The sequence below is a fragment of the Methylobacterium mesophilicum genome (assembly GCF_036441335.1).
Lineage (GTDB): Bacteria > Pseudomonadota > Alphaproteobacteria > Rhizobiales > Beijerinckiaceae > Methylobacterium > Methylobacterium mesophilicum_B.
Map to the genome: position 1 here is coordinate 1 of NZ_MLBW01000015.1, position 24,125 is coordinate 24,125.

At 73.2% G+C, this 24,125-nt stretch carries 21 protein-coding genes and 4 pseudogenes; 10 read left to right on the forward strand and 15 right to left on the reverse strand.

From position 1 onward, the window contains the following. Positions 1-4 precede the first annotated feature (4 nt). The 3 genes from MMR14E_RS09540 to MMR14E_RS09550 all read right to left on the reverse strand — a co-directional run bounded on the left by MMR14E_RS09540 (position 5) and on the right by MMR14E_RS09550 (position 1,980). Positions 5-793: a creatininase family protein gene (locus MMR14E_RS09540; RefSeq protein WP_331313859.1), complete on the reverse strand. Its 789-nt coding sequence runs from the start codon at positions 791-793 to the stop codon at positions 5-7. 159 nt (positions 794-952) lie between these two features. Next, a complete protein-coding gene (locus MMR14E_RS09545) occupies positions 953-1,486 on the reverse strand; it encodes a protein phosphatase CheZ (protein ID WP_331313860.1) in 534 nt (177 codons plus the stop codon). 110 nt (positions 1,487-1,596) lie between these two features. Continuing rightward, positions 1,597-1,980 (reverse strand): response regulator, encoded by a 384-nt coding sequence (locus MMR14E_RS09550; RefSeq protein WP_012317888.1) that lies wholly within the window; start codon positions 1,978-1,980, stop codon positions 1,597-1,599. Between the two features lie 274 nt (positions 1,981-2,254). Between MMR14E_RS09550 and MMR14E_RS09555 the strand changes: the two genes are divergently transcribed. Then, positions 2,255-3,241, forward strand: a complete 987-nt coding sequence (locus MMR14E_RS09555; protein ID WP_331313861.1) for a bifunctional riboflavin kinase/FAD synthetase — start codon at positions 2,255-2,257, stop codon at positions 3,239-3,241. Positions 3,242-3,303: 62 nt separating this feature from the next. Then, positions 3,304-3,522, forward strand: coding sequence for a DUF2093 domain-containing protein (locus tag MMR14E_RS09560; RefSeq protein ID WP_331313862.1), 219 nt, complete (start codon positions 3,304-3,306; stop codon positions 3,520-3,522). A 16-nt stretch (positions 3,523-3,538) separates the two neighbouring features. Here the strand turns inward: MMR14E_RS09560 and lpxK are convergent. The 3 genes and pseudogenes from lpxK to MMR14E_RS09575 all read right to left on the reverse strand — a co-directional run. Then, positions 3,539-4,249 (reverse strand): annotated as a pseudogene (gene lpxK / locus MMR14E_RS09565) (tetraacyldisaccharide 4'-kinase); the annotation flags it as partial. Beyond that, positions 4,206-5,492, reverse strand: coding sequence for a 3-deoxy-D-manno-octulosonic acid transferase (locus MMR14E_RS09570; protein ID WP_331313863.1), 1,287 nt, complete (start codon positions 5,490-5,492; stop codon positions 4,206-4,208). The pseudogene lpxK and the gene MMR14E_RS09570, both read right to left, overlap by 44 nt. Continuing rightward, entirely contained in the window at positions 5,489-6,274 is a 786-nt protein-coding gene (locus MMR14E_RS09575) for a lysophospholipid acyltransferase family protein (protein WP_331313864.1), read from the reverse strand. The genes MMR14E_RS09570 and MMR14E_RS09575 overlap by 4 nt, the downstream gene beginning before the upstream one ends. Positions 6,275-6,545: 271 nt before the next feature. Between MMR14E_RS09575 and MMR14E_RS09580 the strand changes: the two are divergent. Further along, a pseudogene (locus tag MMR14E_RS09580) lies at positions 6,546-7,061 on the forward strand (VIT1/CCC1 transporter family protein); the annotation flags it as partial. 61 nt (positions 7,062-7,122) lie between these two features. Next, a complete protein-coding gene (locus MMR14E_RS09585) occupies positions 7,123-8,046 on the forward strand; it encodes a metallophosphoesterase (protein WP_331313865.1) in 924 nt (307 codons plus the stop codon). A 63-nt stretch (positions 8,047-8,109) separates the two neighbouring features. Here MMR14E_RS09585 and MMR14E_RS09590 read toward each other — a convergent pair whose 3' ends face one another. Beyond that, complete coding sequence (locus MMR14E_RS09590) at positions 8,110-8,271, reverse strand: hypothetical protein (RefSeq protein ID WP_012317896.1); 162 nt, start codon at positions 8,269-8,271, stop codon at positions 8,110-8,112. 317 nt (positions 8,272-8,588) lie between these two features. On the opposite strand from MMR14E_RS09590, the gene MMR14E_RS09595 reads away from it, so the two are divergent. Beyond that, positions 8,589-9,983, forward strand: a complete 1,395-nt coding sequence (locus tag MMR14E_RS09595; protein WP_331313866.1) for an amidase family protein — start codon at positions 8,589-8,591, stop codon at positions 9,981-9,983. Between the two features lie 60 nt (positions 9,984-10,043). On the opposite strand, the gene MMR14E_RS09600 is transcribed toward MMR14E_RS09595, so the two are convergent. The 5 genes and pseudogenes from MMR14E_RS09600 to MMR14E_RS09620 all read right to left on the reverse strand — a co-directional run bounded on the left by MMR14E_RS09600 (position 10,044) and on the right by MMR14E_RS09620 (position 16,781). Continuing rightward, on the reverse strand, positions 10,044-11,210 hold the full coding sequence (locus MMR14E_RS09600) for a M20/M25/M40 family metallo-hydrolase (protein ID WP_331313867.1): 1,167 nt from the start codon (positions 11,208-11,210) through the stop codon (positions 10,044-10,046). After that, positions 11,207-12,679: a M81 family metallopeptidase gene (locus MMR14E_RS09605; RefSeq protein ID WP_331313868.1), complete on the reverse strand. Its 1,473-nt coding sequence runs from the start codon at positions 12,677-12,679 to the stop codon at positions 11,207-11,209. The genes MMR14E_RS09600 and MMR14E_RS09605 overlap by 4 nt, the downstream gene beginning before the upstream one ends. Positions 12,680-12,710: 31 nt before the next feature. Continuing rightward, entirely contained in the window at positions 12,711-13,292 is a 582-nt protein-coding gene (locus MMR14E_RS09610; protein WP_419539332.1) for a penicillin acylase family protein, read from the reverse strand. Between the two features lie 211 nt (positions 13,293-13,503). After that, positions 13,504-15,270 (reverse strand): annotated as a pseudogene (locus tag MMR14E_RS09615) (penicillin acylase family protein); the annotation flags it as partial. Then, on the reverse strand, positions 15,267-16,781 hold the full coding sequence (locus MMR14E_RS09620) for an acetolactate synthase large subunit (RefSeq protein WP_331314398.1): 1,515 nt from the start codon (positions 16,779-16,781) through the stop codon (positions 15,267-15,269). The gene MMR14E_RS09620 and the pseudogene MMR14E_RS09615, both read right to left, overlap by 4 nt. 209 nt (positions 16,782-16,990) lie before the next feature. On the opposite strand from MMR14E_RS09620, the gene MMR14E_RS09625 reads away from it, so the two are divergent. Both MMR14E_RS09625 and MMR14E_RS09630 read left to right on the forward strand, forming a co-directional pair. Beyond that, entirely contained in the window at positions 16,991-18,592 is a 1,602-nt protein-coding gene (locus tag MMR14E_RS09625) for an ABC transporter substrate-binding protein (RefSeq protein ID WP_331313869.1), read from the forward strand. A 4-nt stretch (positions 18,593-18,596) separates the two neighbouring features. Then, positions 18,597-19,988, forward strand: a complete 1,392-nt coding sequence (locus MMR14E_RS09630; protein WP_331313870.1) for an amidase — start codon at positions 18,597-18,599, stop codon at positions 19,986-19,988. Between the two features lie 103 nt (positions 19,989-20,091). On the opposite strand, the gene MMR14E_RS09635 is transcribed toward MMR14E_RS09630, so the two are convergent. Continuing rightward, positions 20,092-20,379, reverse strand: a complete 288-nt coding sequence (locus MMR14E_RS09635) for a hypothetical protein (RefSeq protein ID WP_331313871.1) — start codon at positions 20,377-20,379, stop codon at positions 20,092-20,094. Positions 20,380-20,591: 212 nt separating this feature from the next. After that, positions 20,592-21,296, reverse strand: coding sequence for a sigma-70 family RNA polymerase sigma factor (locus MMR14E_RS09640; RefSeq protein ID WP_331313872.1), 705 nt, complete (start codon positions 21,294-21,296; stop codon positions 20,592-20,594). Positions 21,297-21,498: 202 nt separating this feature from the next. Between MMR14E_RS09640 and nthA the strand changes: the two genes are divergently transcribed. The 3 genes and pseudogenes from nthA to MMR14E_RS09655 all read left to right on the forward strand — a co-directional run bounded on the left by nthA (position 21,499) and on the right by MMR14E_RS09655 (position 23,138). After that, positions 21,499-22,191: a nitrile hydratase subunit alpha gene (nthA, locus tag MMR14E_RS09645; protein WP_331313873.1), complete on the forward strand. Its 693-nt coding sequence runs from the start codon at positions 21,499-21,501 to the stop codon at positions 22,189-22,191. Then, positions 22,188-22,818: pseudogene (gene nthB / locus MMR14E_RS09650) on the forward strand (nitrile hydratase subunit beta). The gene nthA and the pseudogene nthB overlap by 4 nt, the downstream one beginning before the upstream one ends. After that, the gene (locus MMR14E_RS09655) at positions 22,815-23,138 is read left to right on the forward strand and encodes a nitrile hydratase accessory protein (protein ID WP_331313874.1); all 324 of its coding nucleotides are present in this window, start codon (positions 22,815-22,817) and stop codon (positions 23,136-23,138) included. Before nthB ends, MMR14E_RS09655 begins: the two are co-directional and overlap by 4 nt. On the opposite strand, the gene MMR14E_RS09660 is transcribed toward MMR14E_RS09655, so the two are convergent. After that, on the reverse strand, positions 23,126-24,001 hold the full coding sequence (locus tag MMR14E_RS09660) for an MBL fold metallo-hydrolase (RefSeq protein WP_331313875.1): 876 nt from the start codon (positions 23,999-24,001) through the stop codon (positions 23,126-23,128). The genes MMR14E_RS09655 and MMR14E_RS09660 overlap by 13 nt on opposite strands. Between the last annotated feature and the right edge of the window lie 124 nt (positions 24,002-24,125).

The window sequence follows — 24,125 nt, forward strand, 5'->3', positions numbered from 1 at the left end:
GCGGTTACACCGGCGGCGCGAGCTCGAAGGCGTCGACGTCGCGCAGCAGGGCGACGAAGGCCCGCGCGCCGTGGTCGAGCGCGGCGCGGCCGGCCTCGGCCGTGCCGAGCCGCGCGTCGCCCATGGCGCCCGAAGCCTGGAGGTCGCCGGCCTTCCACGCGAAGGCGGCGGGCCGCCCGGCGCGCAGATGGGTGAACGCGCGGGTCATCGACAGCGTGCGCGGCGGGAAATCCGCGACCCGGTCGGTCCGGACGAGGTCCGGACGCAGGGCCAGCATCAGCGCCGTCTCGATGCCGCCGGCATGGATGCCGTGGGCGATCTCGTCCGCCGGGAACAGGCTCTCGGGATAGCCGAGCCGCGCCCAGGACGTCGTGACCGCGACCATGTCGAACCGGGCGCGCAGCTCGCCCGCCACGAGGTCGATGAGCGCGCTGTTGCCGCCGTGGCTCGTGACGATCACCAGCTTGCGGCAGCCGGCGCGGTGGACGGCCGCGCCGATCCCCGTCCAGGCGGCCAGCGCCGTGCCGGTCTCCAGGGAGAGCGTGCCGGGAAACGCGTCGTGCTCGTCGGACTTGCCCACCGGCTGGACCGGCAGCAGCAGCACGTCGAGATCCGCCGGCACGCCGTCGCGCACCCGGGCGAGGTAGCCCTCGGCGATGAGGGTGTCGGTGGCGAGCGGCAGGTGGGGGCCGTGCTGCTCGATGGCGGCCACCGGCAGGACGGCGATCGCGCGACCCATGTCGCGTCGGGTGAAGTCTTCGGTGGTGAGCTCGGACCAGAACTGCGCCGTCATCGCTGCCGCGGCCTCCGCCCGCCCCGCATCGCGGCGGGTCCGGAAGGCGGTCTAGCCGGTCAGCCGCAGCCGAGTCGACCGCCACCGAGTCGACCGCCACCGTGTCGACCGCCGCGCAGGCGACGATTCCCCCGGCGGCCGAGCCCGCGCCGGTCCGGGTCAGGCGAACAGCGCGTCGATGTCGTCCTGGGAGGGCATGGCGTCCACGGCCTGCGGGCCGTTCAGCATGAGATCCTCGGCCCGGGTCCGCCGGGCGCGCTCGGCGGGATCCATGGAGGCCGCGTCGCGGGCCTTCACGGCGCCGACGAAGCGGGCGAGGCGCTGCTCGAACAGGCGCAGCGATTCCACCACCTTGGCGATGCGCTGGCCGGTGATGTCCTGGAACGCGCAGGCCTCGAAGATCGTGTTGATGCGCTCCTCGACCGCGTCGCGGTAGCCCGGCCCGTCGGGCAGGCCGAGCATCGCCTCGGCGGCCTCCATGATCGTGTTGGTGGCACCGGCCGTCGCCTCCACGACGCTGCCGAGCTCCTCGTGCGCCATGGGAATCCGGTCCCGGCTCATCTCGTTCGCGCGCAGCGCCCCGATCTCCTCGCGGAGATGGGCGATGTAATCCGCGATCTCGATCAGCTCGGAGATCACGGTCTGCGGCTCCCGAAGCCGCAGATCGGGCTGCCGTGCGGCGGCTGACGACATGCTCTCCTCCTCGGATCTGTGGCCGTCCTGGCCGGCCACGCCACGTCTCGGCGTCCGGCGGCGCGGGAGCGATCCGTCCGGACGCGCGGTGGTCGAAGACGCGAGGCCGGTCAGCTGCCGCAGACCGCCTCGATCTTGGACTTCAGCGTGGCCGCGTTGAAGGGCTTGACGATGTAGTTGTTCACGCCGGCCTTCTTGGCCGCGATCACGTTCTCGGTCTTCGATTCGGCCGTCACCATGATGAACGGTGTCGTGCGAAGATTTTCGTCGGCGCGCACGTGGCGGAGCAGCTCGTAGCCGGTCATCGGCTCCATGTTCCAGTCGGAGATGACGAGCCCGTACTTGCGCCCCTTCAGTCGCGCGAGCGCCTCGGTCCCGTCGGAAGCGTCGTCGACCTCTTCGAAGCCGAGCTGCTTCAGTAGATTGCGGATGATGCGGACCATCGTCTGGTAATCGTCGACAACGAGGATCGGCATGCTCAGGTCGAGAGCCATCGAACAACTGCTCCGTATTGCCCGGCGGGAAGCCGCGGCGGCTCCCGGATAGATTAACGCTTCGCTAACGCTGCAATTTAGCTGCGCTGCACAGCATTTCAAATAGGGCACGCGCATTGCGAAGCCGTTAATCGGCGCGGCCCGCGCATGGCCGCCCGCGTGGGCCGCCTCGCTTGACCCTCCGGGCGCCTTTGGGCAGGGTCCGGCCGCGTCGGGCCCCTCGCGGCATGTCAGGCGACCCTATCCGACCCTTCCGAGCACTCGACCCGAACCGATGGCCACAGGCGACGACACGGCCGCGCGACCCTTCACGATCTGCCGCGCCGACGCCCCCGTCCCGCCGGCCCTGGCGGGCGCCGTGGCGGCGATCGGCAACTTCGACGGCGTCCATCTCGGGCACCGGACGCTCGTCGACAGCGTGCGCGCCGCCGCCCGCGCGGCCGGCCGGCCGTCCGCGATCCTGACCTTCGAACCGCACCCGCGGGCCTACTTCATGCCCGACGCGCCGATGTTCCGGCTCACCGGCCTCGCCGCGAAGGAGATCGTGTTCGCGCATCTGGGCCTCGACGGGCTGATCGTGCGCCGCTTCGACGGGGACCTGGCCGAGACCGGCGCCCGCGCCTTCGTGCTCGACTTCCTGAAGGGATCGCTGGGCCTGTCCGGCGTCGTCGTCGGACACGATTTTCATTTCGGCCGTGGCCGTGAGGGCACGCCCGCGATCCTGGCCGACCTCTGCCGGGAGGCGGGGATGAGCTGCCGCATCGTGGCGCCGGTCGCCCTCGGCGACGAGACCGAGCCGGTCTCCTCGAGCGCGATCCGCGCGGCCCTCGCGGCCGGCGACGTCGCCCGCGCCAACGCGCTGCTCGGCTATCGCTGGTTCGTCCTCGGGACGGTCCGCCACGGCGACAAGCGGGGCCGCCAGCTGGGCTTCCCCACCGCCAACGTGATGCTGCCCGATTGCGGGCTCGCGCACGGCATCTACGCGGTGCGGGTCCGCCTGGCCTCGGGCGCGTTCCGCGACGGCGTGGCGAGCTACGGGCGCCGCCCGACCTTCGACGACGGCGCGCCGCTGCTGGAGACCTACCTGTTCGACTTCTCCGGCGATCTCTACGGGCACGACATCGCCGTGGAGTTCGTCGGGTACATCCGCGGCGAGGAGCGGTTCGCCAGCGCCGCGGCCCTGGTCGAGCGGATGCACGTCGACGCGGCCACGGCCCGGACCCTGCTGGCGCGGGACGAGACCCCGTCGATGCTGACCTGAGCCCCGCGGGCATCGCGGCGCGCGCGGATCGTGTAGAAGGCACCATCGAGCAGGAGGCGGACGTGCTGGGTCGTTACGAGCGCGCGAACAACGGCGAGGCGGTCGTCGAGTACGGCGACGGCACCATGCGGGTGGTCAAGCCCGGCAGCTTCGTGCGCTGCGCGGTGACCGGCGAGCCGATCCCGCTCGACTCCCTGCGCTACTGGAGCGCCGCCCGCCAGGAGGCCTACGTCTCCCCCGAGGCGATCCTCAAGCGGCTGAAGGAAACCGGCCGCCCCTGACGGTCGCCACCGGCGGTCACGGGGCGGCGAGCGCGCCGCGGATCTGCCGGCGCAGGGCGTCCGCGTCGTCGAACGCGAGGCGGACGCGCAGCACCCGCACGCCCGCCGCGAAGGCTTGCGGCAGGCGCACCGCGTCCTTCTCGGTGGTCACGAGCTCCGCGTCGAGGCGCCGGGCCGCCTCGGACAGCGCCGTCAGCGCGCGCGCCCGGTAGGGATGGTGGTCCGGGTAGGAGCGCGTCCCGACGATCACCGCCCCCGCCTCGGCCAGGGTCGCGAAGAACTTCTCCGGGCGGCCGATCCCCGCGAAGGCGAGGCAGCGGCGGCCGGCCAGATCGTCCGTCTCCCGGACGAGGCGCGCCCTGTGGACCGGCAGGCCGCGCCGCTCGGCGGCCCGGGCGACCGCGTCGCCCCCGGCCCCGTCGCCGATCACGATCAGACCAGCGACGTGCGGCCATTGCCGGGCGAGCGGCGCGCGCAGCGGACCCGCCGGGAACGGCAGGCCGTTGCCGAGACCGGCGGGTCCGTCGACCACCGCGAGGCTGAGGTCCTTCGCGAGGCTCGGGTTCTGGAGGCCGTCATCCATCACGATGACGTCGGCGCCGAGGCTCCGGCACAGGGCGGCCCCGGCCGGGCGGTCCCGGGCGACGACCGCGGGCGCGAGGCGGGCGAGGAGCAGCGGCTCGTCACCGACATCGGCGGCGGCGTGGTGCGCGGGATCGACCCGCACCNCGCGCCACCGCCCCCTCGAACGGCTCCAGGGCGCGCTGCCCGGCGCGGGCCATGTCGGAGAGGCGCGCCCGGTCACCGAGGAGTTCGGCGGCGACCGCCGCCAGCTCGACGCCGTCGCGCACCGGCATCGCGCCGCCGGCGCGGTCCAGGGCCCGGTAGATCACGCCGAAATTCTCGGTGTGCGGCCCGTGCAGCACCGCCGAATCGAGGCGCAGGGGCTCGATCGGGTTCTGGCCGCCCCGCGGAACGAGGGAACCGCCGAGGAACACCAGGGGGCTGAGGCGGTAGAACAGCCCCAGCTCGCCGATCGTGTCGGCGACGTAGACCTCGATCGAGGGATGGGGGCGACCGCCGCTGGACCGCCGCGCGCTGCGCAGGCCGACGGCGTTCGCGCAGGCGACGGCCTCGCTTCCCCGGGCCGGGTGGCGCGGGGCGACGATTGTCAGGAGCTGGGGGAACTGCGCCTTCAGCATCGCGTGCGCGTAGGCGACCATGGCCTCCTCGCCGGGATGCGTGCTCGCCGCGACCCAGACCGGCCGGCCCGCCATCATGGATCCCAGATAGGCGAGCTGCTGCGCGTCGGCCGGCGGCACCGAGGCGTCGAATTTCAGGTTGCCGGCGATGCTCACGCGCGGCGCGCCGAGCTTGGCGAAGCGCTCGCCGTCCTCCTGGGTCTGCGCGAGGCAGATCGCGATCCGCGACAGGAGCGCCTTGGCGGTGCGCGGGCAGCGCTCCCAGCCCCGGAACGAGCGCTCCGACATGCGCCCGTTGACCAGGATCAGCGGGATCTCGCGCTCGTCGAGCGCCAGGATCGTGTTCGGCCAGATCTCCGACTCGGCGATCACCGCGAGGTCCGGCTGCCAATGATCGAGGAAGCGCCCGACCCAGCGCGGCGCGTCCAGGGGCATGTACTGGTGCACCGCGCCCGGGGGCAGCCGGCCGCCGACCAGCTCGGCGGCCGCGCGCGTGCCCGTGGTGACGAGGACCGAGAAGCCGCGGGCGATCATGCCCTCGACGAGCCCGATCAACGACAGGGCCTCGCCCACGCTCGCGCCGTGCATCCAGGCCAGCGGCCCGACCGGCCGGGCTCGCCCGGGCAGGCCCCGCCGCTCCGGGAGCCGGCGCGGATCCTCCTTGCCGCGCTGCGCGCGCCACGCGAGCAGACCGGTCAGCGCCGGCTCGCCGATGCGCAGGCCGGCCCGGTAGGCCTGCAGCGGCAGGGTCACGGACGGGCGCCTCACGCGAGGTCTCCCACCGGCGCGCGCGCCGTCTCGGGGAGGGGGTCGCGGTAGAGCGCGGCCCGGTCGGCGCGCCCGACGAGCGCGTAGGCACGGGCGTGGACCCGGTTCATCTCGGCCTCGACGAAGCGGCGGAGCGTCTCGAACGCCTCGCCCTCGCTGTCCCGCGGGACGTAGATCGGGTCGCCCAGCACGATCGCGCCGCGGCCGAAGGGCAGCCCGAGGCAGGCCCGGTCCCAGGAGTTGAAGCGCAGGTGCCGGCTCGTCACCACGGCCGCCGGGACGATCGGCCGGCCGGAGAAGCGCGCGAGGGTGAGGATCCCGGCGTCGCATCGGCGCGAGACCTTGGGCACGTCGGCGCTGAAGGCCACGGATTCGCCGGCCTTCAGGGCCCGCAGCATGGCCCGCAGGCCCTCCGCGCCGCCCTTGGCGCGCTGATCGGTGGCGCGCCCGCGGCCGCGGGCGCCGGAGGCCCGCATCACCCGCACGCCGAGGTGCTCCAGCGCGATCGTGTTGATGTTGCCGTCCGGATTCTTGGAGATGATCGTGGCGACCCGATCGCCCGGCCTGCGCATGAAGGGCATCATGATGTGCTGCCCGTGCCACATGCCGGCGATGAGCGGCAGTTGCGCGTCGATCCACCCGTCCGCGGCGCCCGCGGACACCTCGCCCGCCCGGATCTCGAAGCGGTTGGTGAGGCGCACCAGCCGGAGATAGGCCGCCGCGAGTCGGCCGAGGAGGCGCTGAACGGGCGGGCTGCGGAGGAGACGCTTACCGAGGCTCATGTCACGCTTGGGTCGGGCCGGCGCGCCGCCGCCCGAGGAGTTCCGGACCGAATCCGACCGCGCATGGTCTAGCCCCCGCTCCGGAGACGAGACAATCGGCCTCGCCCACAACCACACGGATAGGCCGCCGGGACGGGCCGCCCTTCCGCCGCCGCGGATGCTCCCGCGGCGCGGCGAAAACACGGCGGCGCCTCTTGTTTAGATCAATTCCAGACTGTAGATTGGAATTGGTCAAAAGAAGGAGACTCGCATGGCCGCCGTCCTCGACAGCGCCGCAGAACTGCACGCCGAAGCCCGCCGCACCTTCGTGCTGCGCTACGTGCAGCCTGGCCTCGCCGGCCTGATCGACGGCTCGGTCTCGACCCTCGCGCCGATCTTCGCGGCGGCGTTCGCCACGGGTCACAACGGCGCGACCTTCCTGGTGGGGCTCGCGGCCTCGGTCGGCGCCGGCATCAGCATGGGGTTCACCGAGGCCCTGTCGGACGACGGCGCGGTCACCGGCCGCGGCGATCCGTGGATGCGCGGCCTGGTCTGCGGGGCGATGACGACCCTCGGCGGCCTCGGCCACACGCTGCCCTACGCGATCCCCGACACCCTCCCGGCCGGCTGGCCGAACCCGTTCGTCCTGGCCACCAGCCTCGCGGTCCTGGTGGTGATCGTGGAACTCGTGGTCATCGCGGCGATCCGCACGCGCTTCATGGCGACGCCGTTCTGGCGCGCGGCCCTGCAGGTCATGCTCGGCGGCGCGCTCGTGCTCGTCGTCGGGATGCTGATCGGAAGCGCTTGACGGGACGCGCCGCGCCCGCGATGCGGGACGCCTCTCCCGGTCTCGAGGGTGCCCACCGGCGTTGACCTTCCGCCTCGCCCATCTCAGCGATCCGCATGTCGGCCCCCTCGGGCCGGTGCGTCTCCGCCAGCTCATCGGCAAGCGCGCCACCGGTTACGCCAACTGGCGGCGGGGGCGCTCGCGCAGTCACGACATGACCGTGCTGGAGGCCCTGGTCACCGACCTGAAGGCGCAGGGGGCCGCGCACGTCGCCTGCACGGGCGACCTGTGCAACATCGGCCTGCCCAGCGAGTGGGAGACCGCCCGCACCTTCCTGGAGGCCCTGGGGTCCCCCGACGCGGTGAGCTTCGTGCCGGGCAACCACGACGCCTACGTCCGCGGCTCCCTGGAGGGCCTGCTCGCCGCCTGCGGCCGCTACACGGGGGACGATTCGGGCTCCTGGGGCCATTTCCCGTACCTGCGGCGGCGGGGCCCCCTGGCCCTGGTCGGCCTGTCCAGCGCGATCCCGACGAAGCCCTTCGTGGCGACCGGCCGCCTCGGCGCGTCGCAGCTGGCCGCGGCCGAGACCCTGCTCCGCGCCCTGGCCACCGAGCCCGGCCGGCCGTTCCGGGTGGTGATGATCCACCATCCGCCGCAGCCCGGCGGCGCCTCGCCGGGGCGCGAGCTCAAGGACGCAGCGGCGTTCACCGCGATGATCGGACGGGCCGGCGCGGACCTGATCCTGCACGGTCACAATCACGTCACCAGCACCGCCCGGATCGCGGGGCCGGACGGGCGGACCGTTCCGGTCATCGGGGCGCCCTCCGCGTCGGCGCGCGCGGACGGCCACGGGGCGATCGCGTCGCGCCGGGCCTCCTACCTGCTCTACGAGATCGGCCGGGCGGACCAGGGCTTCACGGTCGCGGCCCGTCGGCGCGGCCTCGACGCGTCGGGCGCCGTGGGCGACCTCGGCACGCTGGACCTCGACGCGCCGAACCGCGCCTGAGGGCGTGAGCCGGCACGGCCGCGACGACGGCGGCGCCGGCCCGGTGTACGGCGACGATGCGGTTCAGATGCCGGCGACCGCGAGGTCGGCGCGCTGCTGTCGGCTGAGACTTGCTTCGTAGCGCTCGGCCTGGAGGCGGGTGAGACCGCATATCAACGCGAGTGTCCCGCGATACACGGTATAGGTGCCGTCGTGAGTCGGCCTGACGCGAATCACCTCTGCCATGGGAGCCTGCCTTATGCTGGAGGGTGCCTGCTTTCGTCTGAGGAAGTCGTCCCTTCTCACTGGTTTGGCCGGTCGAACGCGCGAACGAGGGCGAGGTTATCAGTCGTTCCCAGGGTGGCAAGGGTTGTATACGTCGAAATGCTTAGGCGCTTCCGCTGCAGCGCGGCAAAGCCTTGGCCGGGCTCGCGATCCGCGGATGCGCAAAAAAGCGGCCGCCGTCTTGCATTTTGAATATGCTGCGCGGGCCGGCCGGGAGCCGCCCGGGCGGTGCGAATCGTAGGATGGATCCCGCCCGTCCGGGCGCGAAAGGAACACCCATGCAGCTCTGGCGTCTGACGGCGACCGACCTCGCGGCCCGGATCCGCTCCGGCCAGGTCTCGGCCCGGGAGGTGGCGCGGGACGCCCTCGACCGGCTCGACGCCGTCAACGGGCGGATCAACGCCGTGGTCGAGCACCGCCCCGAGGACGTGCTGGCGCAGGCGGACGCGGTGGACGCCGCCCGGGCGCGGGGCGAGGCCCCCGGTCCGCTGGCGGGCGTGCCGGTCACCGTCAAGGTCAACGCCGACCAGCGCGGCTTCGCGACGACGAACGGCCTGCGCCTCCAGCGCGACCTCGTGGCGACGGACGACAATCCGGTCGTCGCCAACCTGCGCCGGGCCGGCGCCGTGCTGCTCGGGCGGACCAACACGCCGGCCTTCTCGCTGCGCTGGTTCACCACCAACCAGCTCCACGGCGACACCAGGAATCCCCGCGACCCGGCGCTGACGCCCGGCGGCTCGTCGGGGGGCGCCGGCGCCGCGGTGGCGGCCGGGATCGGGGCGATCGCGCACGGCACAGACATCGCCGGCTCGGTGCGCTACCCGGKCTACGCCTGCGGCGTGCACGGGCTGCGCCCGAGCCTGGGCCGGATCCCGGCCTGGAACGCGTCCTCGCCCGAGCGCGGCATCGGCCCCCAGCTGATGGCGGTCTCCGGTCCGCTCGCCCGCAGCATCGCCGACCTGCGCCTCGGCCTCGAGGTCATGGCCGCACCCGACCCGCGCGACCCGTGGTGGGTGCCGGCGCCGCTGGACGGCCCGCCGGTCGCGCGCAAGGTCGCCCTCTGCGTGCGGCCCGGGGGTCTCGCCACAGCACCGGAGGTCGAGGCCGCGCTGCGCGAGGCCGCGCGGCGCCTCGGCGAGGCCGGGTGGGAAGTCACGGAGATCGCCGACACCCCGCCGATCCGGGAGGCGAGCGAGCTGCAGCTCCAGCTCTGGCTCGGCGACGGCTACGCGGCGGTCCGGGCCGCGGCGGAGCGGGAAGGGGATCCGGCGGCGATCGGTCTCCTGGAGAGCTTCCGGCCGCGGGCCGAGGCGATGGCGCCCGATTCCATCGCCCGGGCGCTGACCCGCCGGGCGACGCTGGCGCGGGACTGGGCGGTGTTCCTCGCCGAGACCCCGGTGCTGCTCGTCCCGGTCTCGGGCGAGCTGCCCTTCCCGGACGGTCTCGACCGGACCGGCGATGCCGGGATCGCCCGGGCCTTCGAGGCGAACCTGCTGCAGGTCGGGCTGGCGCCGATCGGCGTCCCGGCGCTCACGGTGACGACCGGCCTCGTCGGGCGCACGCCCGTCGGGGTGCAACTGGTCGCCGCCCGCTACCGGGAGGACCTCTGCCTCGCGGCCGGGGCGGCGATCGAGGCCGGCGGCGTGCCGGAGATGCCGGTCGATCCGGCCTGAGGCGGATCCGTGTCGACCGGGCCCGAACCGTGGCCGCGCCCGAGAGCGGCGCGGCCGGGCTCAGGCCCGGCCGGCGGCGCCGAGATGGGCCAGCAGGGCCGCGAACAGCCGGGCCCGCTGCGGCAGGGTCTCGATCAGCACGTGCTCCTCCAGGGTGTGGTAGCCCTGGCCGAGCGGCCCGAGCCCGTCGAGGGTCGGGATGCCGTTGGCGCCGGTGAAGTTGCCGTCCGAGCCGCCGCCGGCGCTGCGATGGGGCAGGGGCTGGCCAAGCGCCTCGCTCAGCGCGCGCGCCCGCTCGTAGAGCGCCATGCAGCCCGCATCCGGCTCCCAGACGGGCCGGGTCACGCCGCGCGTCACGGTGAAGCGGACGCCGTCCTCCTCGCCCGACAGGGCCAGCATCCGCTCGACGCCGCGGTCGAGGTCGGCCTGCCGCTTGGCCATGCTGAGCGCCTGCCCGCGGCAGACGGTCGGGACGCAGTTCACCCACTGCCCGCCCGAGACGATCCCGGTCGAGACGGTGCAGTCGGCATCCGACAGCGCGTCGATGGCGAGGATCTTCCGCGCCATCGCGCGGATCGCCGAGCGCCCCTCGTGGGGCGAGGCGCCGGCGTGGCTCGGGCGGCCCAGGGCCTCGAGGTCGAAGCGGGCGATGGCGTAGCGCCCGGTGACCACCCCGTTCCCGGGCTGGCCGGGTTCGGGCACCAGCACGACGGCGTGGCGGGCGGCCTCCGCCTCGATCAGGTCGCGGGTGGAGGGGCTGCCGACCTCCTCGTCGCCGGTGAACAGGACGGTCACCGGCAGCGGCGTCCCGATCCCGGCCGCCGCCAGCGCGCGGATCGCCGCCAGCGCGATGACGTTGCCGCCCTTCATGTCGAGGATGCCGGGACCGTAGGCGCGGTCGCCCTCGATCCGCCAGGGCAGGCTCCCGAGGGTGCCGACCGGGTGCACCGTGTCGAGGTGGCCGAGCACCAGGATGCCGGGGGCGCCGCGATCCGGGTGCGGGAACCGGGCGCGGACGCAGTCGCTGAGACCCATGCGGCCCGGGATCGTCTCGACGGTCGCCCCGAGGAGGGCGAGGTCGCGGGCGGCGACGCTCATCATGCGGTTGACCGCCGCCGCGTCGTGGGTCGGGCTCTCGCACAGGACCCAGGGCTGCAGGGTCGCGAGGATGTCGCGCGCGTCGAAGGGCAGGTCCTGGATCGTCTCCGGGATCGTCTCCGGGATCATCGGGCTCTCTCCTCGACGAACGGATCGGCGACGCGCGGCCAGTAGAGGCCGGACCGCTTGGTGTAGGGGATCGCGCCGTAATCCGGGGGCACGGCGCCGGGCGCCGCGACGTAGCGGACCTCGCTCGCGATCGGCGCGAAGGCGGCGTAGAAGTGCTGCATCGACTTCACCACGACGATCCGCTTGTCGTCGAGGCTCAGGCCGAGGCCCGTGAACGCGTCGGGCGCGAAGGCCTGCTGGCGCTTGTGGGTCAGCACCACGTGGATCCCGTCCGCCTCCACCCAGGCCGCGGGGCCGAGATGGGCCCGGCCGCCGCTGAGGCCGGTCTGGCTGTGGTCGTCCGAGAGGCCGCGGACCGTGACGCGCAGGTCCACCGGGTTCCCGGAGGTCACGCCGCACTTGCCGCCGATCCGGAGGGTGAAGGTCGCCCCGAGGCCGGCCTCGTGGCAGATGCCGACGGCGCCGGGATCCCAGATCAGGCCGAGCGCCACGTCCGCGATGCCCCGCTCGGCGAGGCGGGCGAGGATCGCGGTGTTGTCGGAGGGCGCGCCCGCGCCGGCATTGTCGGCGAAGTCGGCGAGCACCATCGGGCGCGGGTCGCCGGAGGCGAGCGCCCGGTCGATGGCCGCGTCGATCGTGTCGCAGTGGCTCGCCGCCTCCTCGCGCATCGCCCAGACGGCACCGGCCAGCTCGTCGGCCAGCGCCTGCGCCTTGCCGGCATCGCCGTCGGCCACGACCAGCATCTTGGCGCCGACATCGGCCACGTCGCCCCAGGGGAAGCCGTGCCCGAAGGAGACCGACAGGATGCCGTCGCGCCCCTCCAACGCCTCCATGCGGCGGACGAAGCCCGCGACCGGCTCGCGGCTGGTGCGCCACATGTTGACGATCCGGCAGTCGGCGTAGGCCATCACCGGCCGGATGTCCTTCGCCACGGTCCGGACGACCAGCGGGTACAGGTCGCGGGCGCGGTCGACGATGTCGGTGTGCGGGTATTCCTTGTAGATCACGATGACGTCGGCGCTGGCCCGCATCGTCTCGGTGAGGTGGCAGTGGAGGTCGAGCTCGACGCCGATCGTTGCCTCCGGGCCGACGATGGCGCGGACCCGCTCCAGAGTGTCGCCCTCGCAGTCGTCGTACCCCTCGGCCACCATGGCGCCGTGCATGAACAGCAGCACCGCGTCGACCGGCATCGCGGCCTCCAGGTCCGCCAGCAGGGCGTCGCGCAGCTCCTCGTAGACGCCCCGCAGGGTGATCCCGCCGGGCTGCGCGAAGGTCGAGAGGCTCTCGACGACCGCGTGCCCGTCCGCCTCGGCCAGCGCGCGCCAGGCCTTGAGGCCGATATTGCTGAGGCTCGGCGGGTTCCGGCTGCCGTCCCGGCGGGCGAAGTCGGCGTGGAACGCCGACCGTCCGGTGGGCAGCGGCGCGAAGGTGTTGGTCTCGGTGGCGAGGCCGGCGATGAAGATCTTCAAGGTCCTGTCCCAATCCGTCCCGGCCGCCGGGTCAGGCGGGGCTCGGGGTCAGCGTGATGAGCGTCTCGGTCGCCGCGTCCACGGCCGCGCGGCCGTAGAGCATCGGCACGTAGTCCTGGCGCCCCCAGACCGGGGCCAGGTCGGCGTAGTGCGGACTGCCCGGGTTCCCCGACTGGCCCGGCACGTTGATGAAGACCGAGCGGTCCCAGTCGCCCACGTCCACGACCATGCGGAACGAGGCGCCGTGGGTGAGCCGGAACGTGTCGGTCCGGTACTCCGCGTGCATGACCGATGCCGCGGCGCCGCCCACGGGCAGCGGGCCGACATCCCAGCCGGATCCGGGCGCCAGGGCCGTCAGCGGGTGCTTGAACAGCGCGTGGTGCAGCCGCCCCCAGGACCAGTCCGCGGGGTCGCTGCCCATCCGGTCCCGGCAGGTGCGAAGGCCGGCGCCGAGGGCGTCGGTGAGCAGGGACGCGCGCGTCGCCGGGTCGAGACCGGTCTCCAGCCGCTCGATCAGGCTCTGCGTATCGCCGGGCGGGAGGAGGCGGCGCGTCCCGGCATCGGGCACGAGCGCCGCGAGCAGGGCCGGGCGGAGGTGCCGGACCCAGACCACCTCGATGAGGGCGGCCGCCGCGGAGCCGTGGTGCAGCGCGCCGTCGAACGCGGCCAGCGCGGTCCGGGCCGCGGCGGCGTCNACCGGTCTCCAGCCGCTCGATCAGGCTCTGCGTATCGCCGGGCGGGAGGAGGCGGCGCGTCCCGGCATCGGGCACGAGCGCCGCGAGCAGGGCCGGGCGGAGGTGCCGGACCCAGACCACCTCGATGAGGGCGGCCGCCGCGGAGCCGTGGTGCAGCGCGCCGTCGACCGCGGCCAGCGCGGTCCGGGCCGCGGCGGCGTCGGGATCGAGCGCCGCCGGCAGGGCCCGCACCAGGTCGGCCAGCCGCCGGGCCGGCTCGGAGACGACGTCGCCCTGGAGTGCCCGCGAATCCGCGAAGCTGTGCCGGTCCTGCCCGCCGAGGACCGCCCGGATGCGGCGGGCGCGCCACGGCTCGGCCCACTCGAACCCGACCCTCCGGTCCTCCACGGGATAGTCCGGCGGCAGGTTCATCTCGTTGGCGGTGGCGAGCCAGCCCGCTTCCGGATCGACGCTCCGGGGCAGTGCGGCGGGATCTTGGAAGCCGGCCCAGTCGTAGCGGCCGTCGCCCGGCACCGGCAGCAGGCCGTCATGGCCGGGCCGCACCGGCGCCTTGCCGGCCATGAACCACGCGATCCGCCCCGCCGTGTCGGCGTAGAGCTGGTTCACCGAGGGCGCCGACCAGTGGCGCAGGGCCTCGCCGAAGGCCTCGGGCGTCGTGGCGCCGAGATAGGCGAGGCTGCCGAGATAGGCGGCAGCGCCGGCCTCCGACCACACGGTCCGCAGCGCGAAGGCGCGGCCCCCGTCCTCGCGGAGGACAGGCCCGTGCCGGGTGAAGCCGAGGATCACGGTCTCGTCCGGCCCGCCGCGCACCGGGATCCGCTCCGCGACGCGCGCGATCGGGGCCCAGCCGTCGCCGGAACGGTAGCGGTCGGGATCGGCCGGGTCGATCGCGCAGACGAACAGGTCCTCCTGATCGATCGGCGCGATGGTGAGGCTGAACGCGGCCCGGCCGTTATGGCCGATGGAGATGCCGGGCAGGGCCGGCTCGCCCGCCCCGATCACGTCGAGCCCCGGCGCGGTGAGGTGGACGGCGTAGCGCAGCGAGGGCTGCAGGTAGACCCGGTGCGGGTCGCTCGCCAGGATCGGCCGCCCGGTGGCGGTGCGGGACGGCCCGACAACCCAGTTGTTCGAGCCCTCGGCCGGCTCCTTCGCCGCGCCGCGGGGGCCGCGCGTGACGGTCCCGTGCGCGTCGACCTTCGACCAGTCCCAGGCCTCCGCGCGGGACGCCGCCATCCGCTCGGGGCTGAACCCGACCGGCGCCGTGGCCAGCCGGAAGGCGTCGAGGAGGTCGTCCGGCCAGTCGGCGGCGTCGAGGCCGTCGGGGATGACCGGGTCGTGCGGCGGGCTGATCCGCTTGCGCAGGTCGTCCGCGGCCAGCCCGTCCGCCGGGCTCCGGCCGCGGGCGAGGACCCGCGCGCGGGCGACCTCGGACAGGACGTTGCGGATCAGCGCGTGGCTGCGGATGCGCACCACGTCCTCCGGCTGCCACAGGGCCGGGCGCGTGTCCGTCACGGCGAATTCCGGCGGGCGCAGGTCGGGCCGCGCCTCGGTGAGCGCGACGAACGCGTTGATCCCCGCCACGAAGGCGGTGACGATGGCCCGCGTGTCCTGCGGCCCGTAGGCCGCCCACTCGGCCGCCATGTCGCCGCGGTAGAGGAACAGCCGGGCGGCCCGGTCCTGCGCGAGGTAGCCCGGCCCGAAATCCGCCGCCAGCAGGCCGAGGCCGCGCTTGCGCCACAGGTCGAGCTGCCAGAGCCGGTCCCGCGCCGCGTTGAACCCCTGCGCCCGGAAGGCGTCGAGCGCGCTGCCGGCACGGATATGCGCCAGTCCCCAGCGGTCGACGCGGATCTCCGCCGGCCCGTCGAGGCCGGGGAGGGCGTACGTTGCCCCGCTCACAGAGCCACTTCGATGAGGTGCGGTCCCTTGTTGGCCAGCCCGTGCTGGAACGCCTCGATGAAGTCGGGCAGGGTCTCGACCCGCCGCCCGGCGACGCCGAAGCCTCGGGCGAGGCTCACCCAATCGACGGCCGGATCGTCGAGGCTCAGCATGCCGAGCGCCTTCGGGCCGGGATTGAGCGCGCCGACATTGGTGAGTTCCGCCCGCAGGATCGCGTAGGAGCGGTTCGACCAGACGAGCGTCACCACGTCGAGATGCTCGCGGGCCTGGGTCCAGAGCGCCTGCACCGTGTAGAGCCCGCTGCCATCGGCCTGCAGGTTGATGACCTTGCGGTCGGGGCAGGCCACGGCGGCGCCGGTCGCCATCGGGATGCCGAGGCCGATCGAGCCGCCGCTGAGCTGGAGCCAGGTGTGGGGCGCCGCGTCCCGGGTCAGGGCGAAGAAGTTGCGGCCCGTGGTAATCGACTCGTCGCAGATCACCGCGCCCTCGGGGATCAGCGCGCCGAGCACCTGCCCGATCGTGTCCTGGTCGAGGGGGCCGGAGGTCGGGAGCTTCGGCCGCGGCCCGACGGCGACCGGCTCGGCCGCCGGGGCCGCGACGGCCTCGGCGAGCCGCTCGAGGGCGTCGATCTGGTCCTCCTCGGGCGTGGCCAGCGAGATCGTGGTGCTGCCCTCCGGCGCCAGCAGGCTCGGCTTGCCCGGATAGGCGAAGAACCCCACCGGCGGGGTCGCGCCGATCAGGATGATGTGGCGGAAGTCCTTGAGCGCCGCGATGCCCTGGTCGATCGGGTAGGGGAGGCGCTCGATCGGCACGGTGCCGGCGCCGCGGTCGATCCGGGCGTTGGAGGTCATCGCCATCAGCCGGGCGCCGGTCTTGCGGGCGATCCGGTCGGCGAGAACCCGGCCCTCGCCGCGCACGGCCCGGTCGCCGAGATGCAGGAGCACCGGCTCGCCGCTCCGCAGGGCCGTCACGGCCGCCGCGACCATCGGCGGCACCGGCGCGGGCCCGGCGCCGGGATCCCAGGCGGTGTTGGCCGGCAGGATCAGGGTCGCGACCTGACCGGGGGCGGTCCGGGCGGCCGCGATGGCGGCGGCGCCGTCGGAGCCGATCTCGGTCGCGCTCATGCCCGTCCGCACCCAGGAGGACATCGGACGGGCCAGCCCCTCGATGTCCGAGGTGAGCGGCGCGTTGTACTCGCGGTGGTAGGTCGCGTGCTCGCCGACGATGTTGACGACGGGGGTGCGCGCCTTCTTGGCGTTGTGGAGGTTGGCCAGCCCGTTGGCGAGGCCGGGCCCGAGATGCAGCAGGGTCGAGGCCGGCTTGTCGGCCATGCGCGCGTAGCCGTCGGCGGCGCCGGTCGCCCCGCCCTCGAACAGGAACAGGACGCAGCGCATGCCCTCGACCCGGTCGAGGGCGGCGACGAAGTGCATCTCGGAGGTGCCGGGATTGGTGAAGCAGACCTCGACCCCGCCCTCCACCAGGGTCCGGACCAAGCTCTCGGCCCCGTTCATGGCGCGCGGCGTCTCGTCGGTCACGGGCGTCTCCTTCACGGGCCGGCCGTCCCGGCTGGCGACTCGCATTTTTTATTATCGTGGCGCAGCCGGCGCCACGCGCAAGGGGCGACGCCCGGCATCTTCTGTTCGCTGGACGCAGGGACTAAGCCTGAGCGTGGCGCGGGAATTGCGCCCGGCGCGCCGCAACTTCGACGATTGGGATCCGGATGACATTTCGCCGCCTGATTGCCGCCGCCCTGGCGGGTACCGTGGCCCTGACGGGGCCGGCCAGCGCCGAGAGCGTCCTGCGCATCGCCATGACGGCGAGCGACATCCCCACCACGACGGGCATGCCCAACAACGGATTCGAGGGGATGCGCTTCCTCGGCTACCCGATCTTCGAGGGGCTGGTGCAGTGGGACCTCAGGAGCACCACCAAGCTCGCCGGCATCGTCCCGGCGCTGGCCGAGCGCTGGGAGCAGGATCCGAACGACAAGGCGGTCTGGACCTTCCACCTGCGCCAGGGCGTGACGTTCCACGACGGGACGCCGTTCAACGCCGACGCGGTGATCTGGAACCTCGACCGCTACTTCAAGAACGACAGCCCGCAATTCGAGCCGCAGGGCGCCGGCATCTCCCGGGCCCGGGCGCCGCTGGTCGGGAGCTACAGGAAGGTCGACGATTCGACCGTGCAGATCACCACCACCCAGGTCGCCTCCTACTTCCCCTACATGGTGGTCTACCTGCTCTTCACCTCGCCCGCCTCCTTCGAGAAGGCCGGGCGTGACTGGAGCAAGGTCGCGGCCCTGCCGGCGGCCGGGACGGGTCCGTTCAGGATCACCCGCGTCGCCCCGCGGGAGGCGGTCGATCTCGCCAGGTTCGACGGGTACTGGGATCCGAACCGGATGGCCAAGGTCGACAAGGTCCGGCTGCTGCCGATCCCGGAGGCCAATGCCCGCGTCGCGGCGCTGCGGGCGGGCCAGGTCGACTGGATCGAGGTGCCGGCGCCCGACGCGATCCCGTCGCTGAAGCAGGCGGGCTTCACCATCACCACGGGCTCGTACCCGCATGTCTGGCCCTACATCTACAACATGGGCGCCAAGGACAGCCCGCTGAAGGACATCCGCGTCCGGCAGGCGCTCAACTACTGCATCGACCGCGCCGGCATCGTCGAGCTCCTCAACGGCACCGCCGAGCCGGCCTCCGGATGGCTCAACGACAAGGATCCGAATTTCGGCGCGCCGAAGAACCGCTACACGTTCGACGCCGCCAAGGGGAAGGCGCTGCTCGCCGAGGCCGGCTACACCGACAAGAAGCCGCTGAACCTCAAGGTGATGATCTCGTCATCGGGCTCCGGCCAGATGCTGCCGATGCCGATGAACGAGTATCTCCAGGAGAATCTGAAGCAGGCCTGCAACGTCGATCTGAGCTTCAACGTGGTCGAGTGGCAGGTGCTGCTGAATTCCAGCCGGGCGCTGCCGGATGCGCCGAGCCTCCAGGGCGCGATGGCGCTCAACGTCTCCTCGCCCTCCTCGGATGCCGCCGTGATGGCGCGCTACTTCGCGGGGGACAGGTTCCCGCCGGCCGGCTTCAACTTCCCCAACTGGAAGGACGACGCGTTCGACGCGGCCCTCAAGGCGCTGGCCGAGACAACCGACGCGAAGGTGATCGACGCCCAGACCAAGGTCGCCCACGAGCGCCTCGTGGACAATCCGCCCTGGCTGTTCGTCGTCCACGACCTCAATCCCCGCGGGATGTCCAAGAAGGTCCAGGGTTTCGTCTCGCCGCAATCCTGGTTCGTCGACCTCACCCTCGTCAGCGTGCAGTAACCCCATGTCCGACATCGATCCCGTACACGCCTCCGCGGCCGAGCTCGCTCGGGCGATCCAGGCGCGGACCCTCTCGCCGGTCGAGGCCGTCGACGCCCTCCTCGGGCGGATCGACCGCCTGGAGCCGAAGCTCCGGGCCTTCACGGAGGTCTTCGCCGCCGACGCCCGCCTCGCCGCCGAGGGGGCTGACCGGGCGATCCGGTCGGGCCACGCCGTCGGGCCGCTCCACGGCGTTCCCGTCGTGCTCAAGGACCTGATCGACCTGGAGGGCCGGATCACCATGGGCGGCTCGGCCGCCCACCGGGCGCGCCGGGCCGAGCGCACCGCGACGATCGCCCGGCGCCTCATCGGTCAGGGCATGATCGTGCTCGGCAAGACCCACACGGTCGAGTTCGCCTACGGCGGCTGGGGCACGAACCAGCATCTCGGCACGCCGTGGAATCCCTGGGATCCGGAGACGCCGCGCACCCCCGGCGGGTCGAGCAGCGGCACCGGCGTGTCGGTGGCGGCCCGCATGGCGCCCTGGGGCATCGGCACCGACACCGGCGGCTCGGTGCGCCTGCCGGCCTCCTTCTGCGGGCTGACCGGCCTCAAGGTGACGGTCGGGCGCGTCTCGACCTGGGGGATCGTGCCGCTCTCGATGACCCTCGACACGCCCGGGCCGCTGGCCCGCACCGTGGAGGACACCGCGCTGCTCTACGAGGCGATCTCCGGCCCCGATCCCCGCGACCCGACGACCCGCGGCGTCGCGCCGGACGCGCCCTGGCCGGCGCTGAACCGCGGGGTCCGCGGCCTGCGCCTGGGCCGGATGCCGGCCTCGGAGCGGGACGGGGTCGCCCCCGACATGCTGGCCGCCTACGACGCGGCCCTCGATCTCCTGGCCGGCCAGGGCGCCGAGATCGTCGACGTCGCCCTGCCGTTCCGCTTCAGCGACTGCGTGGCCATGAGCCAGATCACCAACGCGGAGGCCTATTTCGTCAACGGGGCCCTCGCGGAGGATCCGTCCGCACAGCTCGGCGACGCCGTCCGGGCGCGGATCCTGGCCGGCGCGAACGTCTCGGCCCAGGAGTATCTCGGAACCCTCCACCGCCGGGCCGCGATGAAGCAGCAGTACGACGCCGCGCTCGCGGGCATCGACGCCCTCCTGACGCCGACCACGGAGAGCGCCGCCGTCGCGCTCGACGCCGTCGACGAGGCGCACCTGCCGTCGCGCTTCACCCGGTTCGGCAACCTGCTCGACCTCTGCGCGCTGGCGCTGCCGAACGGCTTCACCGCGTCCGGGCTGCCGCTCTCGCTGCAGATCGTCTGCCGCGGCTACGAGGAGACGACGGCCCTGCGGATCGGACAGGCCTACCAGCGCGCGACCGACTGGCACCTGCGCCGGCCGCCGGCGTGAGACCGGCGGAGTCCCGGCTCCACCGGCATCCGGCAGCGGGCCTGCCGCCGCCCGCGTGACGCAAGTTCCCGCCGACGATCCGGCGACGGGATCCACGACCCCGTCACGCCCGCCAGAAGGTCAGCAGCCACCAGACGCTCGTCAGAATGAACCAGATGAACCTCACGCTTCTGATGAGTTCGTTGATCCCGAGGTACTCCATCAGGTAGCCGACGAGGCAGGCCACGTAGATGAAGGCGATGACCGTGGCCGTGGCCGGCGTGAGGATCCCGAGTCCCCAGACGGCGGCGACGACGGCGAGGCCGAAGGCGCACAGACCGAAGGCGAGAAGGACGGGATGCGCGGCGCACCACTGCGCCAGCCGGTCGTTGTCTGCGGACAAGTCTTGCACGGGCCCACCCCGAATCGATGACTGACATCGATCATACGGGCCGCGGCTTCCGGTCTCCGTGAGGACGCGCACGGGATCGGCGGGCCCGGCGTCGGATCCACATCCTCTGCGCGGCGGCTCCGCGCGGCGGCTGCGTGCGGCGGCGCCGGGTCACCTCGCGCACGGTGCCGGAACGAGGCCGCGTCGGGCTGTACGGTACTGGGAAGGATCGATCAGCCGGCCGGAGCCTGCCCGGCCACCACGACGCCGAGCGTGTCGAGGAGCGACGACCGGGCCCGGCTCACCCGGCTCTTCACGGTGCCGACCTGGCAGCCGAGCATGACCGCGGCCTCCTCGTAGGTGTGTCCCTCGGCGCCCACCAGCAGCAGCGCCTGGCGCTGCGCCGAGGGCAGGCCGCCGAGACGCTCCCAGACGGCCTTGAGGGTGCTGGCATCCTCCTGGTCGGACGGGCTGGTCATCTGACCGGCATGCGTCCCGTCCACGTCCTCCACCTCGCGCCGCGTCTTGCGAAGGTCGGTGTAGAACTGGTTGCGCAGGATCGTGAACAGCCACGCGGTGAAGTTGGTGCCGGGCCGGAACTTCTGCTGGTTCGCCCAGGCCTTCACGAAGGTCTCCTGCACTAGGTCGTCGGCGCGGCTCACGTCACCCACGAGCGACAGGGCGAAGGTGCGCAGCGCCGGCAGGGCCTTGATGATGTCGCCGCGGAAATCGAAGGGGACGGTCTCGCCGTGCGCCGTGACCGCCGCCTCGAAGCGTAAAACCAGGGCGGCGAGCTGCGCCGGCAGGGGCTCGAGCTCGACGACCTTGAAATACTCCCGGATCGGCAGGGCGAGGTGCTGGCCGATCGAAGCGGCGTAGCCGGACCCGTCCCGGGTGCCGGCAGCTGCAACTGACCGGTCCGCAGCGTCCTCAGTCATGAACGTTTCCGCCTCCCACGCTGGTATACTGGAATCGCTCTAACGGCGGTAGCGGGGAAATTCTGAACCGATGCCAAACGCTCCCGAATATGACAGGGAATTTAGGCATGGTGACCGGGGTGACAACGCCGGCCGGGTCCGCGCCCCCGGGCTGGCGGCGACCGGCCGGCCGATGCAGAGTGCGGACAGCCAGGAGAGCGGGATGAGCCACGATCACGCGCAGCACTCGCACGACCGCGACGATCACACCCACGATCACACCCATGATCATCACGCGGATCACCACGGCAGCGACCTGTCGCCGGTCGAGGCCCGGGTGCGCGCGCTGGAATCCCTGCTCACCGAGAAGGGCTACGTCGATCCGGCGGCCCTCGATGCCCTGGTCGAGCTCTACGAGACCAAGGTCGGCCCGCACGCGGGGGCCCGCGTGGTGGCCCGGGCCTGGACCGATCCCGCCTTCCGGGCGCGGCTCCTGGCCGACGCCACGCCGGCCATCGCGGAGCTGGGGATCGGCGGCCGCGGCGGCGAGCACATGGTGGTTGTCGAGAACACGCCGGAGACCCACAATCTCGTCGTCTGCACCCTGTGCTCCTGCTACCCCTGGCCGGTGCTGGGCCTGCCCCCGGTCTGGTACAAGGCGCCGCCCTACCGGGCCCGGGCGGTGATCGACCCGCGCGGCGTGCTCGCCGAGTTCGGGGTGACGCTGCCCGAGACAACCCGCATCACCGTCTGGGACTCGACCGCCGAGACCCGCTACATGGTCCTGCCGATGCGGCCTGCCGAGACCGATGGCTTCTCCGAGGAGGCGCTCGCCGCCCTCGTGACCCGCGATTCCATGATCGGCACGGGGTTGCCCAAGGCGATGCCGGTCGCGCCCGCGGAGATGCCGGTATGAACGGGGCCCAGGATCTCGGCGGCGCGCACGGCTTCGGGCCGGTGGTGCCGGAGCCGGACGAGCCGGTCTTCCACGGCGCGTGGGAACGCCGCGTCTTCGCGCTGGCCATGGCCATGGGCTACACGGGCGCCTGGAACCTCGACGGCAGCCGGGCCAGCCGCGAATCCCTTCCGCCCGCGGAATACCTCGCGTCGAGCTACTACGAGATCTGGCTCAGGGCGCTGGAGAAGCAGGTCGTGGCCACCGGGCTGGTGACGCCGGCCGAGCTCGCGCGCGGCCGATCCGCGGAGCCGGCCAAGCCCGTCGCGCGGGTGCTCGCCCGCGAGGGCCTGGAGCAGCGCTTCCGGGCCGGCTTCCCGAGCNGCGGTGGGCGACGCCGTGCTGGCGCGCAACGCGCACCCGACCGGCCACACGCGGCTGCCCCGCTACGTCCGCGGCAAGCGCGGCCGGATCCTGCGCGTCGACGGGGTCTTCGTCTTCCCCGACACCAACGCCGACGGGTCGGGCGAGAATCCGACCTGGCTCTACACGGTCGCCTTCACGGCGCAGGCGCTGTGGGGCGAGAGCGGCGACCCGGGCGGGATCGTCACGGTGGCGGCCTTCGAACCGTACCTGGACCCCGCGTGACCGCGCCGTCGCCCAGCCCCTTCGCGGCGCCCTGGGAGGCGCAGGTCTTCGCGCTGGTGGTCTCCCTGCGCGAATCCGGGCTGTTCACGTGGTCGGAATGGGCGGACCGCCTCGGCCGGCAGATCCGGCCGGCCGAGTCTCCCGAGCAGGCGGCCGATTACGGCGCGTGGCTCGCGACGCTGGAGGCCCTGCTGGCCGAGCGCGGCGTGGCGGGACCCGAGAGCGTCGCGGCGCGGACCGACGCCTTCCTGCGGGCCGCGGAGGCGACGCCCCACGGCCAGCCGATCCGCCTGGAGAACGACCCGCTCTACCGGCCCTGAACGTTCAGGCTCTCCAGGGGGACCGGGGCCGCGTGCGACCGGCCGCTCATCAGCTGATCGAGGAGCGCCAGGACCTCGGGCCGCCCGCAATTGCGGGCGGGCTCGAACGGCGTCCAGGTCTGGGCGAAGTCGAGGCGCTCGAACACGTCGCGGTAGCGGCGCAGCTCGCTCGGCGTGAGCGGGACCCCGCGCACGAAGGCCTTGTGGGCCGAGATCGTGGTGGCGCGGCGGAAATCCGCGGGGTCGAGCTCGAATTTCAGCGCGTCGCCGCAGAAGCAGATTTTTCGCCCACGGTCGTACAGGATGGCGTGGCCATCGAAATGGCCCGCGGTGCGGTGCAGCTCCAGCCCCGGCAGCGGCTCCAGGAAATCGTCGTAGGGCCAGCTCACCTGGAGCGCGGCGCTCCAGGTGAAGTCGGCCGCCGGCAGGCACAGTTCCGGGTCGAACCGGTCCTGGAGCTGCGGCAGCGCCCCGTAGGAATGCGGGTGCGAGGCCGAGAGGACCGTCATCCCGCCGAGCCGCTCGATCTGGTCGAGGGCGGCCTCGCTGAAGACCGGGCAGCCCTCGAAACCCATGTTCCCGTGCTCGGTCTGGATCAGGTAGGCGGAGGGCCCGATGCCGGAGACCGGCTCGTTCCAGAAGCGCCAGATCCCGGGCTCGAGCTCCTGCCAGTGGCAGGGGAAGGCCTCCTGCGCCTCGCGGGCGGTGCGGAAGCGCCAGCCGTCCTGCGGCACGACGTGCCGGGCGTCGAGGCACATCGGGCAGGCGGCCGGCGCCTCGAAGTGCCGCTGCCAGAACCCGCAATTGTCGCAGGTATAGGCGGGCAGCTTCAGGGCGCCCGCGAAGGGCAGATAGCCGGGCATCGTCTGGGACCTTCCTCGGGAGCGGTGCGTGCGATACGGCCCTAGTCGAACCCGCCGCCCCCGTCATCGCGAGCGCAGCGAAGCGACCCAGGGCAGAGGGCGTTCTCCGGGCGGGGCGTCACCG